The 17,066-nt window shown below is 57.1% G+C and carries 19 protein-coding genes and 1 other annotated feature; of the genes, 13 read left to right on the forward strand and 6 right to left on the reverse strand.

Annotated features, from left to right (window positions below):
- Positions 1 to 128: 128 nt before the first annotated feature.
- The 3 genes from arsB to arsH are packed head-to-tail and all read left to right on the forward strand — an operon-like array spanning position 129 to position 2,328.
- On the forward strand, positions 129 to 1,175 hold the full coding sequence (arsB, locus tag IB237_RS24290) for an ACR3 family arsenite efflux transporter (protein ID WP_192491319.1): 1,047 nt from the start codon (positions 129 to 131) through the stop codon (positions 1,173 to 1,175).
- 9 nt (positions 1,176 to 1,184) lie between these two features.
- A complete protein-coding gene (gene arsC, locus IB237_RS24295; protein WP_192491320.1) occupies positions 1,185 to 1,613 on the forward strand; it encodes an arsenate reductase (glutaredoxin) in 429 nt (142 codons plus the stop codon).
- Positions 1,588 to 2,328, forward strand: a complete 741-nt coding sequence (arsH, locus tag IB237_RS24300; protein ID WP_371815402.1) for an arsenical resistance protein ArsH — start codon at positions 1,588 to 1,590, stop codon at positions 2,326 to 2,328. The genes arsC and arsH overlap by 26 nt, the downstream gene beginning before the upstream one ends.
- A 55-nt stretch (positions 2,329 to 2,383) precedes the next feature.
- On the opposite strand, the gene IB237_RS24305 is transcribed toward arsH, so the two are convergent.
- From IB237_RS24305 to IB237_RS24320, 4 genes are all read right to left on the reverse strand, one after another.
- The gene (locus IB237_RS24305) at positions 2,384 to 3,871 is read right to left on the reverse strand and encodes a SulP family inorganic anion transporter (RefSeq protein WP_210324084.1); all 1,488 of its coding nucleotides are present in this window, start codon (positions 3,869 to 3,871) and stop codon (positions 2,384 to 2,386) included.
- Between the two features lie 77 nt (positions 3,872 to 3,948).
- Positions 3,949 to 4,004: a sequence feature (sul1 is cis-regulatory element that is thought to sense ions involved in sulfur or methionine metabolism; They are found in Alphaproteobacteria), on the reverse strand.
- A 61-nt stretch (positions 4,005 to 4,065) separates the two neighbouring features.
- A complete protein-coding gene (locus IB237_RS24310) occupies positions 4,066 to 4,623 on the reverse strand; it encodes a DUF2569 family protein (protein ID WP_192491322.1) in 558 nt (185 codons plus the stop codon).
- 25 nt (positions 4,624 to 4,648) lie between these two features.
- Positions 4,649 to 5,185: a DUF2569 family protein gene (locus IB237_RS24315; protein WP_192491323.1), complete on the reverse strand. Its 537-nt coding sequence runs from the start codon at positions 5,183 to 5,185 to the stop codon at positions 4,649 to 4,651.
- 119 nt (positions 5,186 to 5,304) lie between these two features.
- Positions 5,305 to 6,171, reverse strand: a complete 867-nt coding sequence (locus IB237_RS24320) for a LysR substrate-binding domain-containing protein (RefSeq protein ID WP_192491324.1) — start codon at positions 6,169 to 6,171, stop codon at positions 5,305 to 5,307.
- A gap of 104 nt (positions 6,172 to 6,275) precedes the next feature.
- Between IB237_RS24320 and IB237_RS24325 the strand changes: the two genes are divergently transcribed.
- The 8 genes from IB237_RS24325 (at position 6,276) to IB237_RS24360 (ending at position 13,985) form a co-directional block, all read left to right on the forward strand.
- Entirely contained in the window at positions 6,276 to 7,289 is a 1,014-nt protein-coding gene (locus tag IB237_RS24325; RefSeq protein WP_210324085.1) for a YeiH family protein, read from the forward strand.
- A 222-nt stretch (positions 7,290 to 7,511) separates the two neighbouring features.
- Positions 7,512 to 8,897, forward strand: a complete 1,386-nt coding sequence (locus IB237_RS24330) for an MATE family efflux transporter (protein WP_192491325.1) — start codon at positions 7,512 to 7,514, stop codon at positions 8,895 to 8,897.
- A 280-nt stretch (positions 8,898 to 9,177) separates the two neighbouring features.
- The gene (locus IB237_RS24335; RefSeq protein WP_192491326.1) at positions 9,178 to 11,025 is read left to right on the forward strand and encodes a PAS domain-containing sensor histidine kinase; all 1,848 of its coding nucleotides are present in this window, start codon (positions 9,178 to 9,180) and stop codon (positions 11,023 to 11,025) included.
- Positions 11,026 to 11,058: 33 nt separating this feature from the next.
- Positions 11,059 to 11,547: a pyridoxamine 5'-phosphate oxidase family protein gene (locus IB237_RS24340; protein WP_192491327.1), complete on the forward strand. Its 489-nt coding sequence runs from the start codon at positions 11,059 to 11,061 to the stop codon at positions 11,545 to 11,547.
- 42 nt (positions 11,548 to 11,589) lie between these two features.
- Entirely contained in the window at positions 11,590 to 12,123 is a 534-nt protein-coding gene (locus IB237_RS24345) for a peroxiredoxin (protein ID WP_192491328.1), read from the forward strand.
- Between the two features lie 10 nt (positions 12,124 to 12,133).
- Complete coding sequence (locus IB237_RS24350; protein ID WP_192491329.1) at positions 12,134 to 12,781, forward strand: hypothetical protein; 648 nt, start codon at positions 12,134 to 12,136, stop codon at positions 12,779 to 12,781.
- Positions 12,782 to 12,790: 9 nt separating this feature from the next.
- The gene (locus IB237_RS24355) at positions 12,791 to 13,060 is read left to right on the forward strand and encodes a hypothetical protein (protein ID WP_192491330.1); all 270 of its coding nucleotides are present in this window, start codon (positions 12,791 to 12,793) and stop codon (positions 13,058 to 13,060) included.
- 181 nt (positions 13,061 to 13,241) lie between these two features.
- Positions 13,242 to 13,985 carry a glutamine amidotransferase gene (locus IB237_RS24360; protein WP_192491331.1) on the forward strand — a complete coding sequence of 248 codons (744 nt, stop codon included), beginning with the start codon at positions 13,242 to 13,244 and terminating at the stop codon, positions 13,983 to 13,985.
- 47 nt (positions 13,986 to 14,032) lie between these two features.
- Here IB237_RS24360 and IB237_RS24365 read toward each other — a convergent pair whose 3' ends face one another.
- Positions 14,033 to 14,362 carry a helix-turn-helix domain-containing protein gene (locus IB237_RS24365; protein ID WP_192491332.1) on the reverse strand — a complete coding sequence of 110 codons (330 nt, stop codon included), beginning with the start codon at positions 14,360 to 14,362 and terminating at the stop codon, positions 14,033 to 14,035.
- 151 nt (positions 14,363 to 14,513) lie between these two features.
- On the opposite strand from IB237_RS24365, the gene IB237_RS24370 reads away from it, so the two are divergent.
- Complete coding sequence (locus IB237_RS24370; protein ID WP_192491333.1) at positions 14,514 to 15,149, forward strand: glutathione S-transferase N-terminal domain-containing protein; 636 nt, start codon at positions 14,514 to 14,516, stop codon at positions 15,147 to 15,149.
- A gap of 36 nt (positions 15,150 to 15,185) precedes the next feature.
- Here the strand turns inward: IB237_RS24370 and IB237_RS24375 are convergent, their stop codons facing one another.
- Positions 15,186 to 16,118 carry a LysR family transcriptional regulator gene (locus IB237_RS24375; protein ID WP_192491417.1) on the reverse strand — a complete coding sequence of 311 codons (933 nt, stop codon included), beginning with the start codon at positions 16,116 to 16,118 and terminating at the stop codon, positions 15,186 to 15,188.
- Between the two features lie 148 nt (positions 16,119 to 16,266).
- On the opposite strand from IB237_RS24375, the gene IB237_RS24380 reads away from it, so the two are divergent.
- On the forward strand, positions 16,267 to 17,046 hold the full coding sequence (locus IB237_RS24380) for an SDR family oxidoreductase (RefSeq protein ID WP_192491334.1): 780 nt from the start codon (positions 16,267 to 16,269) through the stop codon (positions 17,044 to 17,046).
- Positions 17,047 to 17,066 lie beyond the last annotated feature (20 nt).

The raw sequence follows: 17,066 nt of genomic DNA on the forward strand, positions 1-17,066 counted from the left end.
GTTTTGACAACGAGGACCCACCCAAGATCACCGTGCGCCGACACCATGGCGCTCATGGCCGTGTGTTCATTTTCACCGGGTCACGCTCTTTGCTGTGGCCCGCATAACAACTCCGGAAACTCCGCCTGATGTCGACTTTTGAACGTTATCTCACCATCTGGGTTTTTCTCTGCATCATCGTGGGTGTTTCCCTCGGCCATCTGTTGCCCGGCGTGTTCCACTTCGTTGGTGCGCTGGAAGTTGCCAAGGTCAATTTGCCCGTTGCCATTCTGATATGGCTGATGATTATCCCGATGTTGATCAAGATCGACTTCCGCTCATTGGCGCAGGTCGGCATCTATTGGCGCGGCATCGGCGTCACACTGTTTATCAACTGGGCGGTTAAACCATTTTCCATGGCGCTGTTGGCATGGTTGTTTATCGGCTGGCTGTTCCGGCCGTATCTGCCGGGTCATCAGATCGATTCCTACATTGCCGGGCTTATCATTCTGGCAGCGGCCCCCTGTACCGCCATGGTCTTTGTGTGGAGCAACCTTACACGCGGTGAACCGCTGTTCACGCTGTCTCAGGTCGCCGTCAATGACGCGATCATGATTGTGGCTTTTGCGCCCATTGTCGGCTTGCTGCTGGGCCTGTCGGCCATCACCGTGCCGTGGGACACGCTCATTCTGTCTGTCGGTCTTTACATCATTATGCCTGTTATCATCGCGCAGGTTTTGCGTGCCCGCTTGACGCGGGATGGAACGACCATGGCACTGGATGCGACGCTTGCAAAGCTGCAGCCGCTGTCGCTCATTGCTTTGCTGGTTACACTTGTCCTGCTGTTTGGTTTTCAGGGGCAGCAGATCATCGCGCAGCCCATGATCATTGCGCTGCTGGCCGTTCCCATTCTCATTCAGGTCTATTTCAATTCGGCGCTGGCATATCTTTTGAACCGTCTAGTGGGTGAGCGCCATTGCGTTGCCGGCCCATCGGCACTCATTGGTGCCAGCAACTTCTTTGAGCTTGCGGTTGCTGCGGCCATCAGCCTGTTCGGGTTTCACTCCGGCGCAGCACTGGCAACCGTGGTCGGCGTGCTCATCGAGGTTCCGGTCATGCTGACCGTCGTCTGGGCCGTAAACCGCAGCAAACACTGGTACGACGCTTCGCCCGCCGTCGGCAGAAACAAAGCTTGAAAGAAGGACATGATCATGGACGCCAAGATTTATCACAACCCGGCCTGCGGCACGTCCCGCAACGTGCTGGCCTTGATCCGCGCCGCTGGCTTTGAGCCTGACGTGATTGACTATCTCAGCAACCCGCCATCGCGCCAGCAGCTGGAAAAGCTCATCTCGGATGCTGGCTTGACCGTCCGTCAGTCGGTGAGAGAGAAGGGCACGCCTTACGCAGATTTGGGGCTGGATAATCCTGAAATCACCGACAGCCAGTTGCTGGATGCCATGCTGCAGCACCCCATCCTCATCAACCGTCCCTTTGTCGTCACGTCCTTGGGCACACGGCTCGCCCGGCCGTCCGAGCTGGTGCTGGACATCCTGCCGAACAGTTTCAGCGGCGCCTTCTTCAAGGAAGATGGCGAACAGGTTCTTGATCAGGAAGGAAAGCGCCTTGGCTGATTTAATGTCTGATCTTTTCCCCGCTCTGCAGGCGCAACATCTCCACCAGCCAGACCTCGATGCCCTGCGTCCGGCCTTTTCCACGCACAAGCCGCGCATTCTCATCCTTTACGGCTCGCTGCGCGACGTGTCTTACAGCCGCTTGTTGGCAAAAGAGGCTGGCCGTCTGCTGGAGGAACTGGGCTGCGAGGTCAAAATCTTTGATCCTGCCGGCCTGCCATTGCCGGATGAAGCGCCGGTCAGCCACCCCAAGGTGCAGGAATTGCGGCATTTGACGCAGTGGTCGGAAGGCCAGGTCTGGGTCAGCCCGGAGCGTCACGGCGCCATGACCGGCATCATGAAGGCGCAGATAGACTGGATTCCGCTATCGCTTGGCTCCATTCGCCCCACACAGGGAAAAACCCTTGCCGTCATGGAAGTGTCCGGCGGCAGCCAATCGTTTAATGCGGTCAACCAGATGCGCATTCTCGGCCGCTGGATGCGGATGATCACCATTCCCAACCAGTCATCGGTCGCCAGGGCCTATCAGGAATTTGATGCCGATGGCCGCATGAAACCATCATCCTATTACGACCGGGTGGTGGATGTCTGCGAAGAACTGGTCAAGTTCACGCTTCTCACGCGGGATGCATCGGCCTACCTGACCGACCGTTACAGCGAGCGCAAGGAACAGGCGCTGGAGCTGGAAAAACGCGTGTCTCTCAAGTCGATATAAACAAAAAACCGGGGCGAATTTCGCCCCGGTTTCATCGCTCAAACAGTCACTTGGTTTAGTGCAGTGAGGCGCTGGCCGCTTCTCGCTCCGCCTTGTCGTGCAGGGCGTAGCGGTCAATCATGTCGGCGCTGGCGCGGTTAAAGCCGATAACTTCGACATCCGTGCCGTTGCGGCGGAATTTGATCACCACCTTGTCCAGTGCGCCAACTGCGGTAATGTCCCACAGATGCGCCTGGCTCACATCGATCTTCACCTTGTCGGCCGGTGTCGCAAAGTCGAATGCTTCTATGAAACTTTCCGCCGAGGCAAAGAAAATCTGCCCCTCAACCGTATAGGTCACGGTGCCATTTGTGTCTTTCGGTGACGTCTTGACGCTGAACAGTTTGGCCACCTTTCCGGCAAAGAAAATGCCTGACAACATCACGCCCACAATCACGCCCTTGGCGAGATCATGGGTAATGAGAACCGTGGCAACGGTCGCCAGCATCACGATGGAGGAGGAAAGCGGGTTTTTCCGCAGGTCCAGCACCGAGCGCCATTTGAAGGTGCCGATCGATACCATGATCATCACCGCCACCAGCGCGGCCATCGGAATAATGCGCACCAGGTCATTTAGCGCCACGATCAGAAACAGCAGAAACGCACCGGCCACAAAGGTGGAAAGGCGTCCACGCCCGCCGGAGGACACGTTGATGACCGACTGGCCAATCATCGCGCAGCCGCCCATGCCGCCAATAAAGGCCGACGCTATGTTGCTGGCACCCTGGCCAAGGCATTCCTGGCTTTTGTTGCTGGGCGTGTCGGTCATGTCATCAACAATCTGCGCCGTCAGCAGGCTTTCCAGCAGGCCAACCGCCGCAAGCGTTATGGAGTAGGGGAAAATGATCTGCAGCGTTTCCAGCGTAAACGGCACGTCAGGTATCATGAAGTGAGGCAGGCTGTCGGGCAGGGCGCCAAGGTCACCCACCGTGCGCACATCCATGCCGGTAAACCACACGATGAGGGTAATGATGACGATGGAAACCAGCGGCGAGGGCACCGCCTTGGTGATGTAAGGAAACAGGTAGATGATGGCCAGACCACCGGCAATCATCACATAGGTGGCAACAGGCACGCCAATCAGCTCCGGCAACTGCGCCATGAAGATCAGCACGGCCAGTGAATTGACAAAACCCGTGATGACCGAGCGGGAAACAAAGCGCATCACCCGGCCAATTTTGGCAAGCCCGGCAATGATCTGGATGATGCCCATCAGAATGGTGGCGGCAAACAGATATTGCAGGCCGTGTTCTTTCACCAGCGTCACCATAACCACGGCGGTTGCGGCGGTGGCGGCAGAAATCATGCCCGGGCGGCCGCCGGTAATGGCGCTCACACAGGCAATGGCAAATGAGGCATAAAGGCCAACGCGTGGGTCAACGCCGGCAATAACGGAAAAGCCGATAGCCTCTGGAATAAGCGCAAGCGCCACGACAATGCCGGAGAGAATATCGCCACGAATGTTCGAGAACCATTCCCGACGGTAGGCTGAAAAATTGATCATGATTTTGGTTTTCACAGTAAGGGGCAACGGGCCAAACCGAAGTCGGGTCCATAAACAATGATGAAGTTGCGTTGCTGTGTTGTCTGGCGGATCGGCGGCCAGAAGAGCCACCCGGAATTTCACCGGGTCCTTGTGGATGTGCCTCATTAGCGTGGATCACGGGCGGATGCAACTGAGCGTGTGCAGACCGTCCGTCAGTTCACCATGGTGTTTTTCACACGCACTGAGGCGCGTGTGTACCAGACCCAAAGACCGACAAAGAAGACTTGCGGAAACAGCTCGCCGAGGTCGCCTACGGTCAACAAATCGGAAAAACCACCGCCCAGCAGGCTACCGGCAATGGCGAGGCCGAGGATGAACAGCACTGGCGTTAACAGCCATTGATAGAAAAACAGATCAACGAAGATCCGCTTTTTGTTGAGGCCCGCCCAAAGAACGGTCAACCCAAGCGCCAACTGCACAATGTTCATGGCAACGTCGGTAAAAATGACAAAGCTTATGTTGGGAACGTCCCACAGTCCGTCATAACCTTTGAAATTTAGATGCGCCGAAAGTACGATGTTCAAAATGCCCAAGGTCTGCAGCACCAGCAATAAGGCCAACCAGCCGCCAATGCCCTCAAGCTCCGAGTTGCCCTTGGTGGGGTCCGTATTGTCCGTGGTCCGCGCGCTACGCGATTTTCTGACAATCACCGCTATGCCGCCAATGATGGCCAGCAGAATGATCCAGTGCCAGATAGAAAAAGCGCCCATAATTCCCCCAACTGACGGCTGTCCGTCAGTTCACCATTGTGTTTTTCACGCGCACCGAAACGCGTATGTACCAGAGCCATAGACCGCCAATCACAAGATTGATGACGAGCTGCAGAATGACGGGACCAGTCAGCATTCCTTCAATTGGCACTTGAAGAGCTGCAGAGACAATGGCGGCGTCTAAAGCAAATGCCAGCGGTGGAGCCAGCCACTGCAGAAAGAACAGGCGCTTGAACGCGTGTTTTTTTCTAAGAAGTGCAACGGTCGTCACAATAGTCAGCGCCACCAGGGCCAGAGTAATGGCAGTTTCGACGTTAATTGCCACGCGTGCGCCGGGTATATGAGCGATACCCTCATACTCTTTCGACATCTGTGCCGCGCGTCCAAGTGTTTTGATGGTGACGAAAATCTGCCAAATGGCCAGAACCACCAACCAGCCTCTGATGCCGCGTAGTTCAAGCTTGCCATCCGGTCCAAGTTTGCGAGACGCCGCAATGATCCAGGTGATGCCGCCGATAAAGATAAGCAGAATGATCCAATGCCAGATAGAAAAAGAGCCCATGATTCCCCCCGAATTATCGCCGCAACCATCTATTGCAATCGCGCGTGAAACACAAACGTGGGGATGTGTGTGCGTTGGGTTTGTGCGGTATCGGACAGACCGTTGGCTCAATCCTTGGTTCAGGCATGCACGTGGCAATAGGCCTCAAACTCCCGTGCCACGGCCGTTCTGTGCCTTTCCTTGTGGCGCAGCAGGGTAAAGCGGCGCGGCGGCAAGTCAAAATCCAGCACCTGCAACTGGCCGTTTTCCAGGAAAGGCGACACGATCATCTGTGAAAGTGCGGTCACGCAGCCGCCCTGCAAAACGGCCGTTAATAGCGCCTCGTTGGAGGGCAGCACAAAACGTATGTCGAGTGCACGCGGGTCGATGGCTTGCTCTTTCAGCGCCTGTTCCAACACGGACCGTGTGCCGGAACCCTGTTCGCGCATGATCCATTTCAGCGACGTCAGCGCATCATCTGGCTGTGTGGCGCCGGCCTTGGACACCACCACCAACTTGTCGCTGGTGATCGTGGCGGTGGAAAGCAGCGGCTCATCCAGCGCACCTTCAATAAAGCCCAGTTCCGCATCGCCATTGATCACAGCTGCCGCAACAGTTGCGGTATTGCCAATCGTCATGTTCAGCTGAATGCCGGGATAGCTGGCGGAAAACCCCAAGAGCCGCGAAGGCAGCCAGTAATTGGCAATGGTCTGGCTGGCCTGAACATCCAGGCTGCCGGTGTTCAGCTTGCCAAGCTCTGCCAGCACTGCCTCGGTTTCTTTCACCCGCGCCAGCGTTTCCTTGGCTTCTTTCAGCAACACTCTGCCTTCTCGGGTCAACTGAATGCCGCGCCCAACCCGGTCAAACAGTTTGACGGCATAAAACGTCTCCAGCGCCTTGATGGAGGCGCTGACGGCAGAAGGCGTCAGCCGCAGCGCATTGGCGGCCTGCGTCAGGTGTTGCCGTTCTGCGGTGGCGACAAAAATTACCAGCTGTTCAAAGGTCATAGGCAATCGTTCGTTTTTATCGAATGAAATGTCAAATATTATTCGATATACGCAAACGAAGTGGATGAATATTCTCTCATAAGTAAGTGATTTGGGAGTTTATTTTGTCTGTTCGGTCTGCGTTGGAAATCGGTCCCGGTCTTGTTCTCGCGGTTGGCATCACATTTGCCGCGCAGGGGCTGGTTGCGGTTGAAAAGGCCGTGCTGGGTCATGAACTGGTGGATGCCCTGGTCATTGCCATCATTCTTGGCACGCTGCTGCACACCTGTTTCGGCCTTGCGCCGTTCCTCAAGGCTGGCGTCGATTTCTCCGCCAAGTTCGTGTTGGAAATTGCCATTGTGCTGCTGGGTGCGTCCGTCAGCCTTTCCACCATTGCCGATGCCGGCAGCCTGATGATTGGCGTGGTGGCCTGCACGGTTATCCTGTCGCTGATTGCCAGTTACAGCCTCTGTCGTTTGCTGGGCCTGCCGGACCAGCTGGCAACGCTGGTTGCCTGCGGCACCTCCATCTGCGGCAATTCGGCCATTGTCGCCGCAGCCCCGGTCATCGGTGCAAAGTCGGATGATGTCGCAGCCTCCATTGCCTTTACCGCCGCCCTTGGCGTGGTGGTCGTGCTGCTGCTGCCATCGCTGTTTCCGGTTTTCCCGGTCAGTGAATGGCAATATGGCGTTTTTGCCGGCATGACGGTTTATGCCGTGCCACAGGTGCTGGCCGCCACCGCACCGGTCGGTGCCGCCAGTGTGCAGATCGGCACGCTGGTCAAGCTGATGCGCGTGTTGATGCTGGGGCCGGTCGTGCTACTGTTGCGCCTGTTCAAGGGCGGTGCCGCCATGCAAGGGGAACGGCTGTCACTTGCCCGTCTGGTGCCGTGGTTCATCATTGGCTTTTTCCTCACCATGGGCCTGCGCAGCCTTGCCATCATTCCTGATACTGCCGTGGATGTCGCCAAGGGCAGCTCGGCCATTCTCACCACAGTGTCCATGGCGGCCCTTGGTCTGTCGGTCAACATGCGCACGGTCTTTGCTTCCGGCGGCCGGGTGCTGGTGGCCGGCATCCTGTCGCTTGCCGCTTTGGGTGCACTCGGTGTTGCCGGGCTGATGATGTTTCATGCGCAATAAGCGTATCTGAAACAAGGGCAGGGGCGTTCTGCCGCCCCGGCGGAATTGACAAAGTCAGGGGAAAATGGTTTTCCGGTGGTCAAGGTTTCGTGCACCTGCCGCCTGCAGACGTAATGTCCCGGTGAAGCCCGATTTAAAAACCCTTCTCACCCTCGATGCATTTCGTTGGTGGCAAAGCAGGCTCCCATCACATCTCGAAATGCCTCATCTGAGGAGTGAGTGATGTCGCAAAGACCATCACCGGATAATCATTTTCTGACCGCGCCCTTGGGCAAGGTCTTCGCCATAACAGCCATTCCCATGGCTGTGGTCATGACCATGAACGGCCTGCTCGGCATCACCGATGCCGCTTTTCTCGGCCATTTTGTCGGGGCAGATGCCATTACCGCCGTTGGCATATCCTTTCCCGTGCTCATGCTGGCCATTGCCCTTTCGACACTGGTCAGCAGCGGCATGTCCAGCATGTTTGCCCGCCAGCTTGGACGTGGCGCCCGGGCAGACGCCGCGGCCACCTTTGCCAGCGCCCACGGTCTTGCACTGGTTCTGGGCCTGGTACTTGCGCTGTTGTTTCTGCTGGGCGGTCCGGCATTTGCCCGCCATATGGCCGGTGCCGATCCTGTCGTGGCAGGCATGGTCTGGCAATTCCTCATGATATCGCTGGCCGGCAGCCCGGTTCAGTTCGTGCTGGCCTTGCATGCCGATGCCTGGCGCAATGAAGGGCGGGCTGGCAGCATGGCATTACTGTCGCTGGGCGTCACCGCGCTCAACATTCTGCTCAACTACGTGCTTATCGTGTTGTGCGGTTTGGGCGTGGCCGGGTCGGCAGGCAGCACGGTGCTGGCGCAAATCATTGGCCTTGCGCTGTTGCTGGAAGGGCGCAGACGCAGCCCCACCTTGCTGCCGCTCTCCAGCCTGTGGCAGCACGGCTGGTTTGGCAACTGGCGGCAATTTGTGGCGCTTGGCGCACCGGTCAGTCTCAGCTTCATTGGCATGGCTTTTACCGCAACCTGCGTGCTGGCCGTTTTGTCGCAACAAAGCGAGATACAACAGGGGCAGGCGCAATTGCACACCATTGCCGCCTATGGTGTCATCACCCGCATTCTCGGTTTTGCCTTCCTGCCCATGATGGCGCTTGGCCTGTCCATGCAAAGCATCGCCGGTAACAATGTCGGTGCCGGGCTTTATCATCGTGCCAGACGCGTGGCGGCCATTGCCGCCACCACGGCCCTTGTTTACGGCGCGGTGGTGGAACTTTTGTTGCTGCGCCAATCCCACGCGGTGGCGTCAATCTTCATGACGGACATGCAGGTTATCGCGGAAGTCAGCCGCATAGTGCGGCCAATGATGGCGCTTTACCTGCTGTCAGGGCCGGTCTTTATGTTCGGGCTTTATTGTCAGGCCATTGGCCAACCCGCCAGGGCGGGTCTGCTTACCCTGACCAAATCCTTCATCCTGTTGCCCGGTCTCATCATTGCATTGGCCTTGCTGACCGCGGCAAATTCCATCTGGTTTGCCTATCCGGCAGCAGAGGCCATCGTCACGGCAATCGCCATCTGGCTGCTTGTAAAAACATACAATCGGGCCGCACGGCTCGGGGCCGTCAGCTAGCGGGGCAGGTGGATTTGACCTCCGGCGGCGGTTCGCTGCCGCCGGAACCCGGGCAAATCGCTGCGACCAAATGTCAACTGCCAACGCCCGCCATTGCGGGCGGGGCAAAATTGCTTACTTTGTAACGTCTTAAAATTGCAAAATGAGTCGTTGCACAAGCCTTGCCGTTTGTACGCAAGACTACAAATCTTAAGAGACCAAGGTCTGCGGTGACAGCACGCGTTCCTCCTGCTAACAAACTGAATATGAAGTGTAATGGGCCACGGAGCGCCACTGCCAGATGATGACATCAGACGCGGAATATAACGGGCAAGACGGTGTCTTCGCCTTCATTGGTTCAGGCGGGCTGGCAGGTCAACTCATCCGTTCCATTGACTGGGCAGCAACATCTGTCGGAGATGCGTCGACTTGGCCCGCAGCCTTGAAGGCCGCGTTGTCCATATGCCTCGGTTCCAGCGCACCCTGTGCGGTGTTGTGGGGCGCGGAAAACATACTGTTTTACAACGACCCATATGTCACGGTACTGGCAGAGCGCCATCCCGCCGCCATGGGAAAACCTGTAACCGATGTCTGGCCGGAATTGTTTCCTGCCGTGGGCGAAAAGCTGAAGCGCGTCATGGCAGGCGAAGGCCAAAATGAGCGTCGCCATCCGATGACATTCAGCCGTGCAGGCATAAGCGTTGAGACCTTTTGGGACTACGCCTACGCCCCGATCAGAACCGAAACCGGCAGCATTGGTGGCATCTTCATCAACGTTTCTGAAGTCACGGATGTTGTGCTGAATGAACGTCGCCTGACCCGGCTTGCCCAGCAACAGCAGACGATGTTCCAGACGATGCCGGGTTTTGTCGCCGTTCTCAGCGGTGAAAACCATGTCTATGAATATGCCAATGATGCGTACCGCGATATTACCGGTGGACGGGACCTTATCGGCCTTCCGGCGAAGCTGGCACTGCCTGAACTGGAAGGACAGGGCGTCTTCGAAGTACTGGACCGGGTCTATGCCGAGGGCAATGCATTTTCCGCCTCCGGCATGAAGGTCAGGCTTGGAGGCGAGGCGAAGGATCGATTTATCGATTTCGTGTTTCAGGCACTGCATGACGAAACCGGCAATGTCACTGGCATATTCGTGGGTGGCCATGAAGTGACCGCCCATATCGAAGCCCAGCGCGCCTTGTCCGTTCGTGAGCAGGAGTTGCAAACACTCACCGATGCGCTGCCGGTTCTGATCTCCTATGTCGACAAGGAAGAGCGCTACCAGTTCGTCAACAAGTTCTATGAGACCTGGTTTCCAAGAAAGCGGGAATCGCTCATCGGCAAGACCTTGCTTGAGGTGGTTGGGCCGGATGCCTACGCCAAGGTCAAACACTGGATTGATGCGGCGCTGGCCGGTGAGCGCCTGCATTTCGAACAGCGCATGCCATATTCAACGACCTCGCACCGCGACATCAGCGTGGAGTATATTCCGCGTGTCAGCGGCAGTGGCAAGGTTGAAGGCTTTTATACGCTGGTGCAGGACATCTCGGAAATCAAGGCGGTGGAAGCCCGCCAGCGCGAACTTACCAACGAGCTTTCCCATCGCATCAAGAACTCGCTGGCCATGGTGCAGGCCATTGTCAGCCAATCTTTGCGCAATGCCGATGACACCAGCCTGGCACAGGAGGTCATCTCCGCACGGCTTTCTGCCATGTCCCGCGCGCAGGATATCCTGACGAATACCAACTGGGCATCGGCAGATATCCGCGAAGTGCTGGATATGGCGCTGAAACCCTATCTCGGTGGCGGTGACCGCTTTTCCTTTGTTGGTCCGTCCATCCGTCTTTCGGCGCAGCAGGGGCTGGGATTATCGCTGGCAATTCATGAGCTTGCCACCAATGCCACCAAATATGGCTCACTGTCGGTCATTGAAGGAACCATAGAAATTCAGTGGTCGGTCAGCGAGGATGGCGATTTCGTCTTTGACTGGGTGGAAGTGGGCGGTCCCGCCGTCGTCGCACCGAAGAAAAAGGGCTTTGGCTCGCGACTGATAGAGCGCAGCGTTGCTCCGTATTTTGAAGGTGCCTGCACCTTGTCCTACCTGCCGTCAGGTGTACGATTTAATCTGGTCGGCAAAATCCTTCACGAATGATCTTGGCTGACTGCCGATGTCGGAGAAACTGTCATGAACGAACCGCAGAGCGGCCACCGGTTAAACGATGCGGTGAAAACGGATATTGAAAACTCCGTTCTCTGCTGGCTGGCCACTGTCGATGCCGATGGCACGCCCAATGTCAGCCCCAAGGAAATCTTTGGCTCTTATGGGGACGACCATATTGTGGTGGCAGATATTGCCTCCACCCACACGGTGCGCAATCTTCACGCCCATGCAACCGCCTGCGTCAGCTTTGTTGATGTGTTTCGCCAGCGCGGGTTCAAGATTGTCGGCACAGCCAGAATAATTGCGCCTGATGACCCGGATTTTGCTGATCTAGGCGCAGACTTGCTGCGCATGGCGGGCGGTGATTTCCCCATCCGCCATGTCATCGCCATCAAGATCAGCCGTATTTCCCGCATCTGGGCACCCAGCTACAAACTGTTTCCGGAACGCAGCGAACAGCAGCGCATGCAAGGCGCCTACGATACCTATGGTGTCGCGCCCATCCAGAAATAAGCACTGTCTTCAGGCAGACCTCGAAGAGGAAGGATTACGGTAATGACAACACCAGCCCCACTGGATGATGGCGCAGCGTCCCACCTTAAGGGTATGGCCGTGCCTGAACTCACACTGCCAGCCACCGATGGTACAAGCGTTTCCCTCAACCAGCCCGGCCTGACGGTCATCTATGCCTATCCGCGCACCAGCCCGCCGGATGGCGCAGCACTTGATGGCTGGGACACCATACCCGGCGCCCGAGGCTGCACACCGCAGTCCTGCGCCTTCCGTGATCATTTTGCAGAGCTGAAACAACTCGGCGCATCAAGGGTGTTTGGCCTTTCAACCCAGACAACGGACTACCAGAAAGAGGCCGTCGAAAGGCTGCATCTGCCATTTCCCTTGTTGTCGGATAGCGGTCTGTCTCTGGCGGATGCCTTGCGCCTGCCAACCTTTGACGCGGCTGGCCTGACACTTTTTAAACGTCTGACCATGATCATCGAAAATGGCCGCATCGCCCATGTGTTTTACCCGGTCTTTCCACCGGAGAAAAACGCGCAAGACGTCATCGACTGGCTGCGCAGCCGTACGTAAGATAAATCCCATGCCACGAAAGCCTGTCACCATATCTTTGCGAGACATACTTCGAAACCAGGAGATTCCGTTCCTGCCGTTGGGAACGCCGCTGCTGCAAGTCGCCGGTGAAATGGGACCGCCAAGAGGCTGGATTACGGATGTTTATGCCGAGCCTGTACCATTATTCTGGGCTTACCCGGCTGGCATGGAACTGCATTTTGAGCCTGAAAACCCGTATCCATTGACCACAGTCAAACTGTCATCAGTTGGTGCTGCAACGGGCAAAGTGGCGCGCTTCAGTTACTGGCGCCGGATGCGCATCGACTTTCCCATGTATGAAACTCCGGTTTCCGGTTTTCTACGGGGTGGCTTGTGGGACCTCAATAAGGTGCAGATTGGAATATGCACGAATATGATGTCTCCAGCACTCGATATCTGCGTCGGCAATCTCAGGATTAATTTTCACATGACTGTCGAGAATGAAGTGATCCTCGAAGAGGCATTGGAACGACCTGATTTCGATCTTGCTCAACAAGTTGCTCTGTTCGATCCAATCAGTTGCTTCATGGGCGCGTATTTTCTAACCGGCGACCCGAAAATGGATCGAATGCCGTCCACGGGCTGGACGACAATCAGTGGCACAGAATATCTGCAGCTGCTGGATCAAAACGGCTGAGGCGCGGTCATGACAACAACGGTTGTTCTTGGTGATGAATATGACCAGCAGTTGCGCACCGCGATCATGCAGGTGATGTTGCAATTGGGTGCCGTGCTGGAAAACCGCAACTGGGTTGTCGCCGGGTCGCAGGAGGTTGAAACCTTTCTCTGGCAGCTGGCCGGTCACGAGATTGCCGTTGAGGCAGAGACCTATATGGGCCTGTCCATATCGGGGGATGAAAACACCATCAACGATATCGCGCAGCGTGTTAGCCAGGCCGTGCAAGCGGCAAACTGACGATCCGGTGCTTGAGGCGGTCTTTCACTTCAGCTGCGCTGCACAGTCTCATGCGACGCGACGTCCAGAATTTTTCATTTTTCAGAGTGAGAATGTCACGCTAAAGTCCGGCCATAACACCTGATATCTGGCCCTTCCGGCCAATCAGACCGCCACTCTTGCCATCACGGAAGTTCAAGCCTTGGCCTCTTATCCCTTGCTTCTCATTCAGGTCGGCACACCACCTGATGCTATCAGAAACCCGCTGGGCGATCTGCCCCTTTGGTTTCAGCGTGCCGTTGGCCCCGACACGGAAACCCTCGCGGTCATCAGGGTGTTTGAGGGTGAAAGCCTGCCAGCGCCCGATAGCGTAAAAGGCGCCATCATCACCGGCTCCTGGGACATGGTGACAGACCGTCTGCCATGGAGCGAGGCAACGGCCGAGTGGATACGGCAGGCCATGGCCATCGACCTGCCGCTGTTTGGCGTCTGTTACGGCCATCAGCTCATTGCCCATGCGCTGGGCGGCGAGGTGGATTATCACCCTGAGGGCCGCGAAATCGGCACGCAGGCCGTTCGCCTGTTGCCGGGAGCCGAACAGGATCCGCTGGTCAGCACCATGCCCGCGCAGTTTCCGGCCCATCTCACCCATATGCAGACGGTCATCCGCCTGCCGGAGGGCGCGCAAGCGCTGGCCGCTTCCAGCCATGATCCGCATCAGATCGTGCGTTATGGCCGCAATGCCATCTCCACGCAGTTCCACCCGGAATTTACGCCGGAAATTTCCGCGGCCATCATTCGCATGCGGGCAGATGTGCTGCGTGCCGAGGGGCGTGATCCCGATGATCTGCTGGCTGGCGTTGAGCATGCGGGCGAGCCACTGGCGCTGCTCCGTCGTTTTGTTGCCCACGCGCTGAACCACCAGCCAACCACTGAGCCAGCCTGATCAGCGCTTTTTAGCCATCGTGAGTGCGATCTGCTTCACGACGGATTTCAGACCTCGTCGCCGTTGCGCGCTTTCAGCCACAGGCCGAACTCCTTGACAACGCTGACCACGTTTTCCAGACGTTTGCCATCTTCGGTCAGGGCATATTCCACCTTTACCGGCACGGTGGGATACACCGTTCGCTGAACCATCGCGGCCTCTTCAAGCGTGCGCAAATCAAGGGTCAGCATGCGCTGCGAAATGCCCGGTATCAGTCTGCGCAATTCATTGAAGCGCTTCGGGCCATCCACGAGGTAGGAGACGATCAACAGGCGCCAACGCCCGCCAAGCAGATGCATCGCTTCTTCAACGGAACAGCCGGATACCGTGTCTTTCATGGGGCATGACCTCTTTGCCATACCAGGTATAATTTATGTACCTAGATGACAAACTTTTGCGTTCTTACGTTTATATACCACCTGAATTACATAGAGTCCGCACCTTCTGCAAGCGCAAGGATGGTGTTGAATTCTATGGAGAATACCAGCAATGAAACTTTATTATATGCCCGCAGCCTGCTCGCTCTCGCCGCACATCGTCGCAAACGAACTGGGTCTTGAGGTCGACTTCATAAAGGTGGATCACAATGATCACACCACGCAGCAGGGTAAAAACTTTCACAAGGTCAACCCGCACGGTTACATTCCGGCCCTTGAACTGGCAGATGGCACTATTTTGCGGGAAGGCCCTGTTATCGTTCAGTACCTGGCAGACTTGAAGCCGCAGGCAGGTTTGGTGCCGCTAAATGGCAGTTTTGAACGCTACAGGTTGCAGGAAATGCTCAGCTTCCTGTCAACGGAAGTCCACAAGGGTTTCATCCCGCTGCTTTATGCGCAGCAGGCGGGTGATTACATCAACACCGCGCGGCCAAAGCTGGAAAAACGGTTTTCATGGCTCAACGACCATCTCGCAGAGCGACCATTCCTCATGGGGCAAAACTTCTCGGTCGCGGATGCTTATCTGTTTGCCCTGACCGGCTGGGGGCAGGCGCCCTGGTTGAAGTCCTATTACAATGCGCCAATCCATTTTGATGGTCTTCAGCATCTTCAAGGCTGGTACCTACGCGTCAAGGCGCGCGACGCGGTTGTAAAGTCCCTCTTGGAAGAAGGTCTGGACCTGAACTGACCACGGTCCCGCCCGGCGCCTGGCAGAAAACAGCCGCTATTCTGACGGCGCGGTGCTTCGCGTCGCTTTCTGCGCCGCAGCGGCATGAACACGGGCCAGCGCCAGAAATGCCTTGAGGCCCGCTGACAGGTTTCGCCGGCCAGGGTAATAGAGGCAAAGGCCCGGAAAGGGCGGTGTCCAGTCGTCAAGCAACCGCGTCAACCGGCCAGCCTCGATATCTGCCAGCACGCTTTGCTCCAAGAAAAAGCCAATGGCAGTATGTTCCAGCACGGCGGTGCGTGACAGGCTGGTCTCATCGAGAATGATCGGCCCGCGCACATCGAGTTGCACGATCTCGCCATCTTTTTCCAGTCGCCACCGAAACAGCGATCCATCCGGCAACCGCACCCGAATGCAGGGGTGGTTCAGCAGGTCGGGCGGCACCAGCGGCACGCCGTGTTTGTCCAGGTATTGCGGTGTCGCCACAACGGCATAGCGTTGCGGGCGGCCAAGCGGCACGGCAATCATGTCGGTGGGAATAAGCCCGGCAACACGCACGCCAAGATCAAACCCGTCGGCCACGATATCAACCAGTCTCCCTTCGGTGACAATGTCGACCACCATGTCGGGGTAACGGCGCAAAAACTCCAGCACCAGTGGCGTGATGATCTCGCGTGCTGCAAAGGGTGCCGCATTGATGCGTATGGTGCCGGAGGGCGTATCGCGCTCCGATCGCACCGCCTCCAGCCCGCTTTCGATGCCTTGCAGGGCGGGGCCAATCTGCTCAACGAACAATTTGCCTGCACTGGTCAAAGACAGACTGCGGGTGGTGCGGTTAAACAGCCGCACGCCAAGGTTCGCCTCCAGCTTGTTGATCGCAAGGCTAAGCGCCGTCGTCGACATGTTCAGGTCAATGGCCGCCGCACGGAATGTGCCGCGTCGCGTTATCGCCATCACCGCATTGAGATCCGCAAGGCTGGTTTTTTCCATCATGCCCAAAGTCAATTGTCCCGATATTCGCAATTCCTCATCCCGGTTTGTCCCACTTATCGGCATAAATGTCGAGTGTTACGTTAATTCCATCGGAAACACGCCGGGCAATTTGACCGCGTCGGTGCCGTTTATAGGAGATGACAGCATGACCGAATTTCTAACCTTGCGCGGCAAACGCGCGCTGATCACCGCTGGCACCAAAGGTGCCGGAAAAGCCACGGTTGATCTGTTTCGCCAATTGGGCGCACAGGTTCTCACCGCCGCACGCACCAAGTCGGACGATCTGCCGGAAGAGCTGTTTCTGGCCGCCGACCTGACGACGGCGGAAGGTGCAACGGCACTGGCGCAGGCCGCGCAGCAGCGCCTGGGTGGCCTTGATATCATCGTGCATATGCTCGGCGGTTCATCCGCACCTGGCGGCGGCTTTGCTGCTCTGGGTGATGATGATTGGAGCCGCGAGCTTGACCTCAACCTGTTTCCTGCCGTGCGCCTTGACCGGGCGCTGGTTCCAGCCATGGTCGCCCAGGGCCACGGTGTGGTCGTGCATGTCTCATCCATTCAAAGGGTACTCCCGCTGCCGGAATCCACCACCGCTTACGCTTCCGCCAAGGCCGCACTTTCCACCTATAGCAAGGCACTGTCGAAAGAAGTGTCGCCCAAGGGCGTGCGGGTGGTGCGCGTGTCGCCGGGCTGGATTGAAACCGAAGCATCGGTGCGTTTTGCCCATCGTATCGCCGAGCAGATCGGCGGAGATTACGAGGCTGGCAAACAGATGATCATGGATGGGCTGGGCGGCATACCGCTTGGGCGTCCTGCAAAACCGGCAGAAGTCGCAGATCTCATAGCCTTTCTCGCCTCGGACCGCGCTTCGTCCATTACCGGCACCGAACACATTATCGATGGTGGCACCGTGCCCACCGTCTAGTGGTCGCGACCAGGAACACA

Source organism: Agrobacterium sp. AGB01 (genome assembly GCF_014851585.1).
Classification (GTDB): domain Bacteria; phylum Pseudomonadota; class Alphaproteobacteria; order Rhizobiales; family Rhizobiaceae; genus Agrobacterium.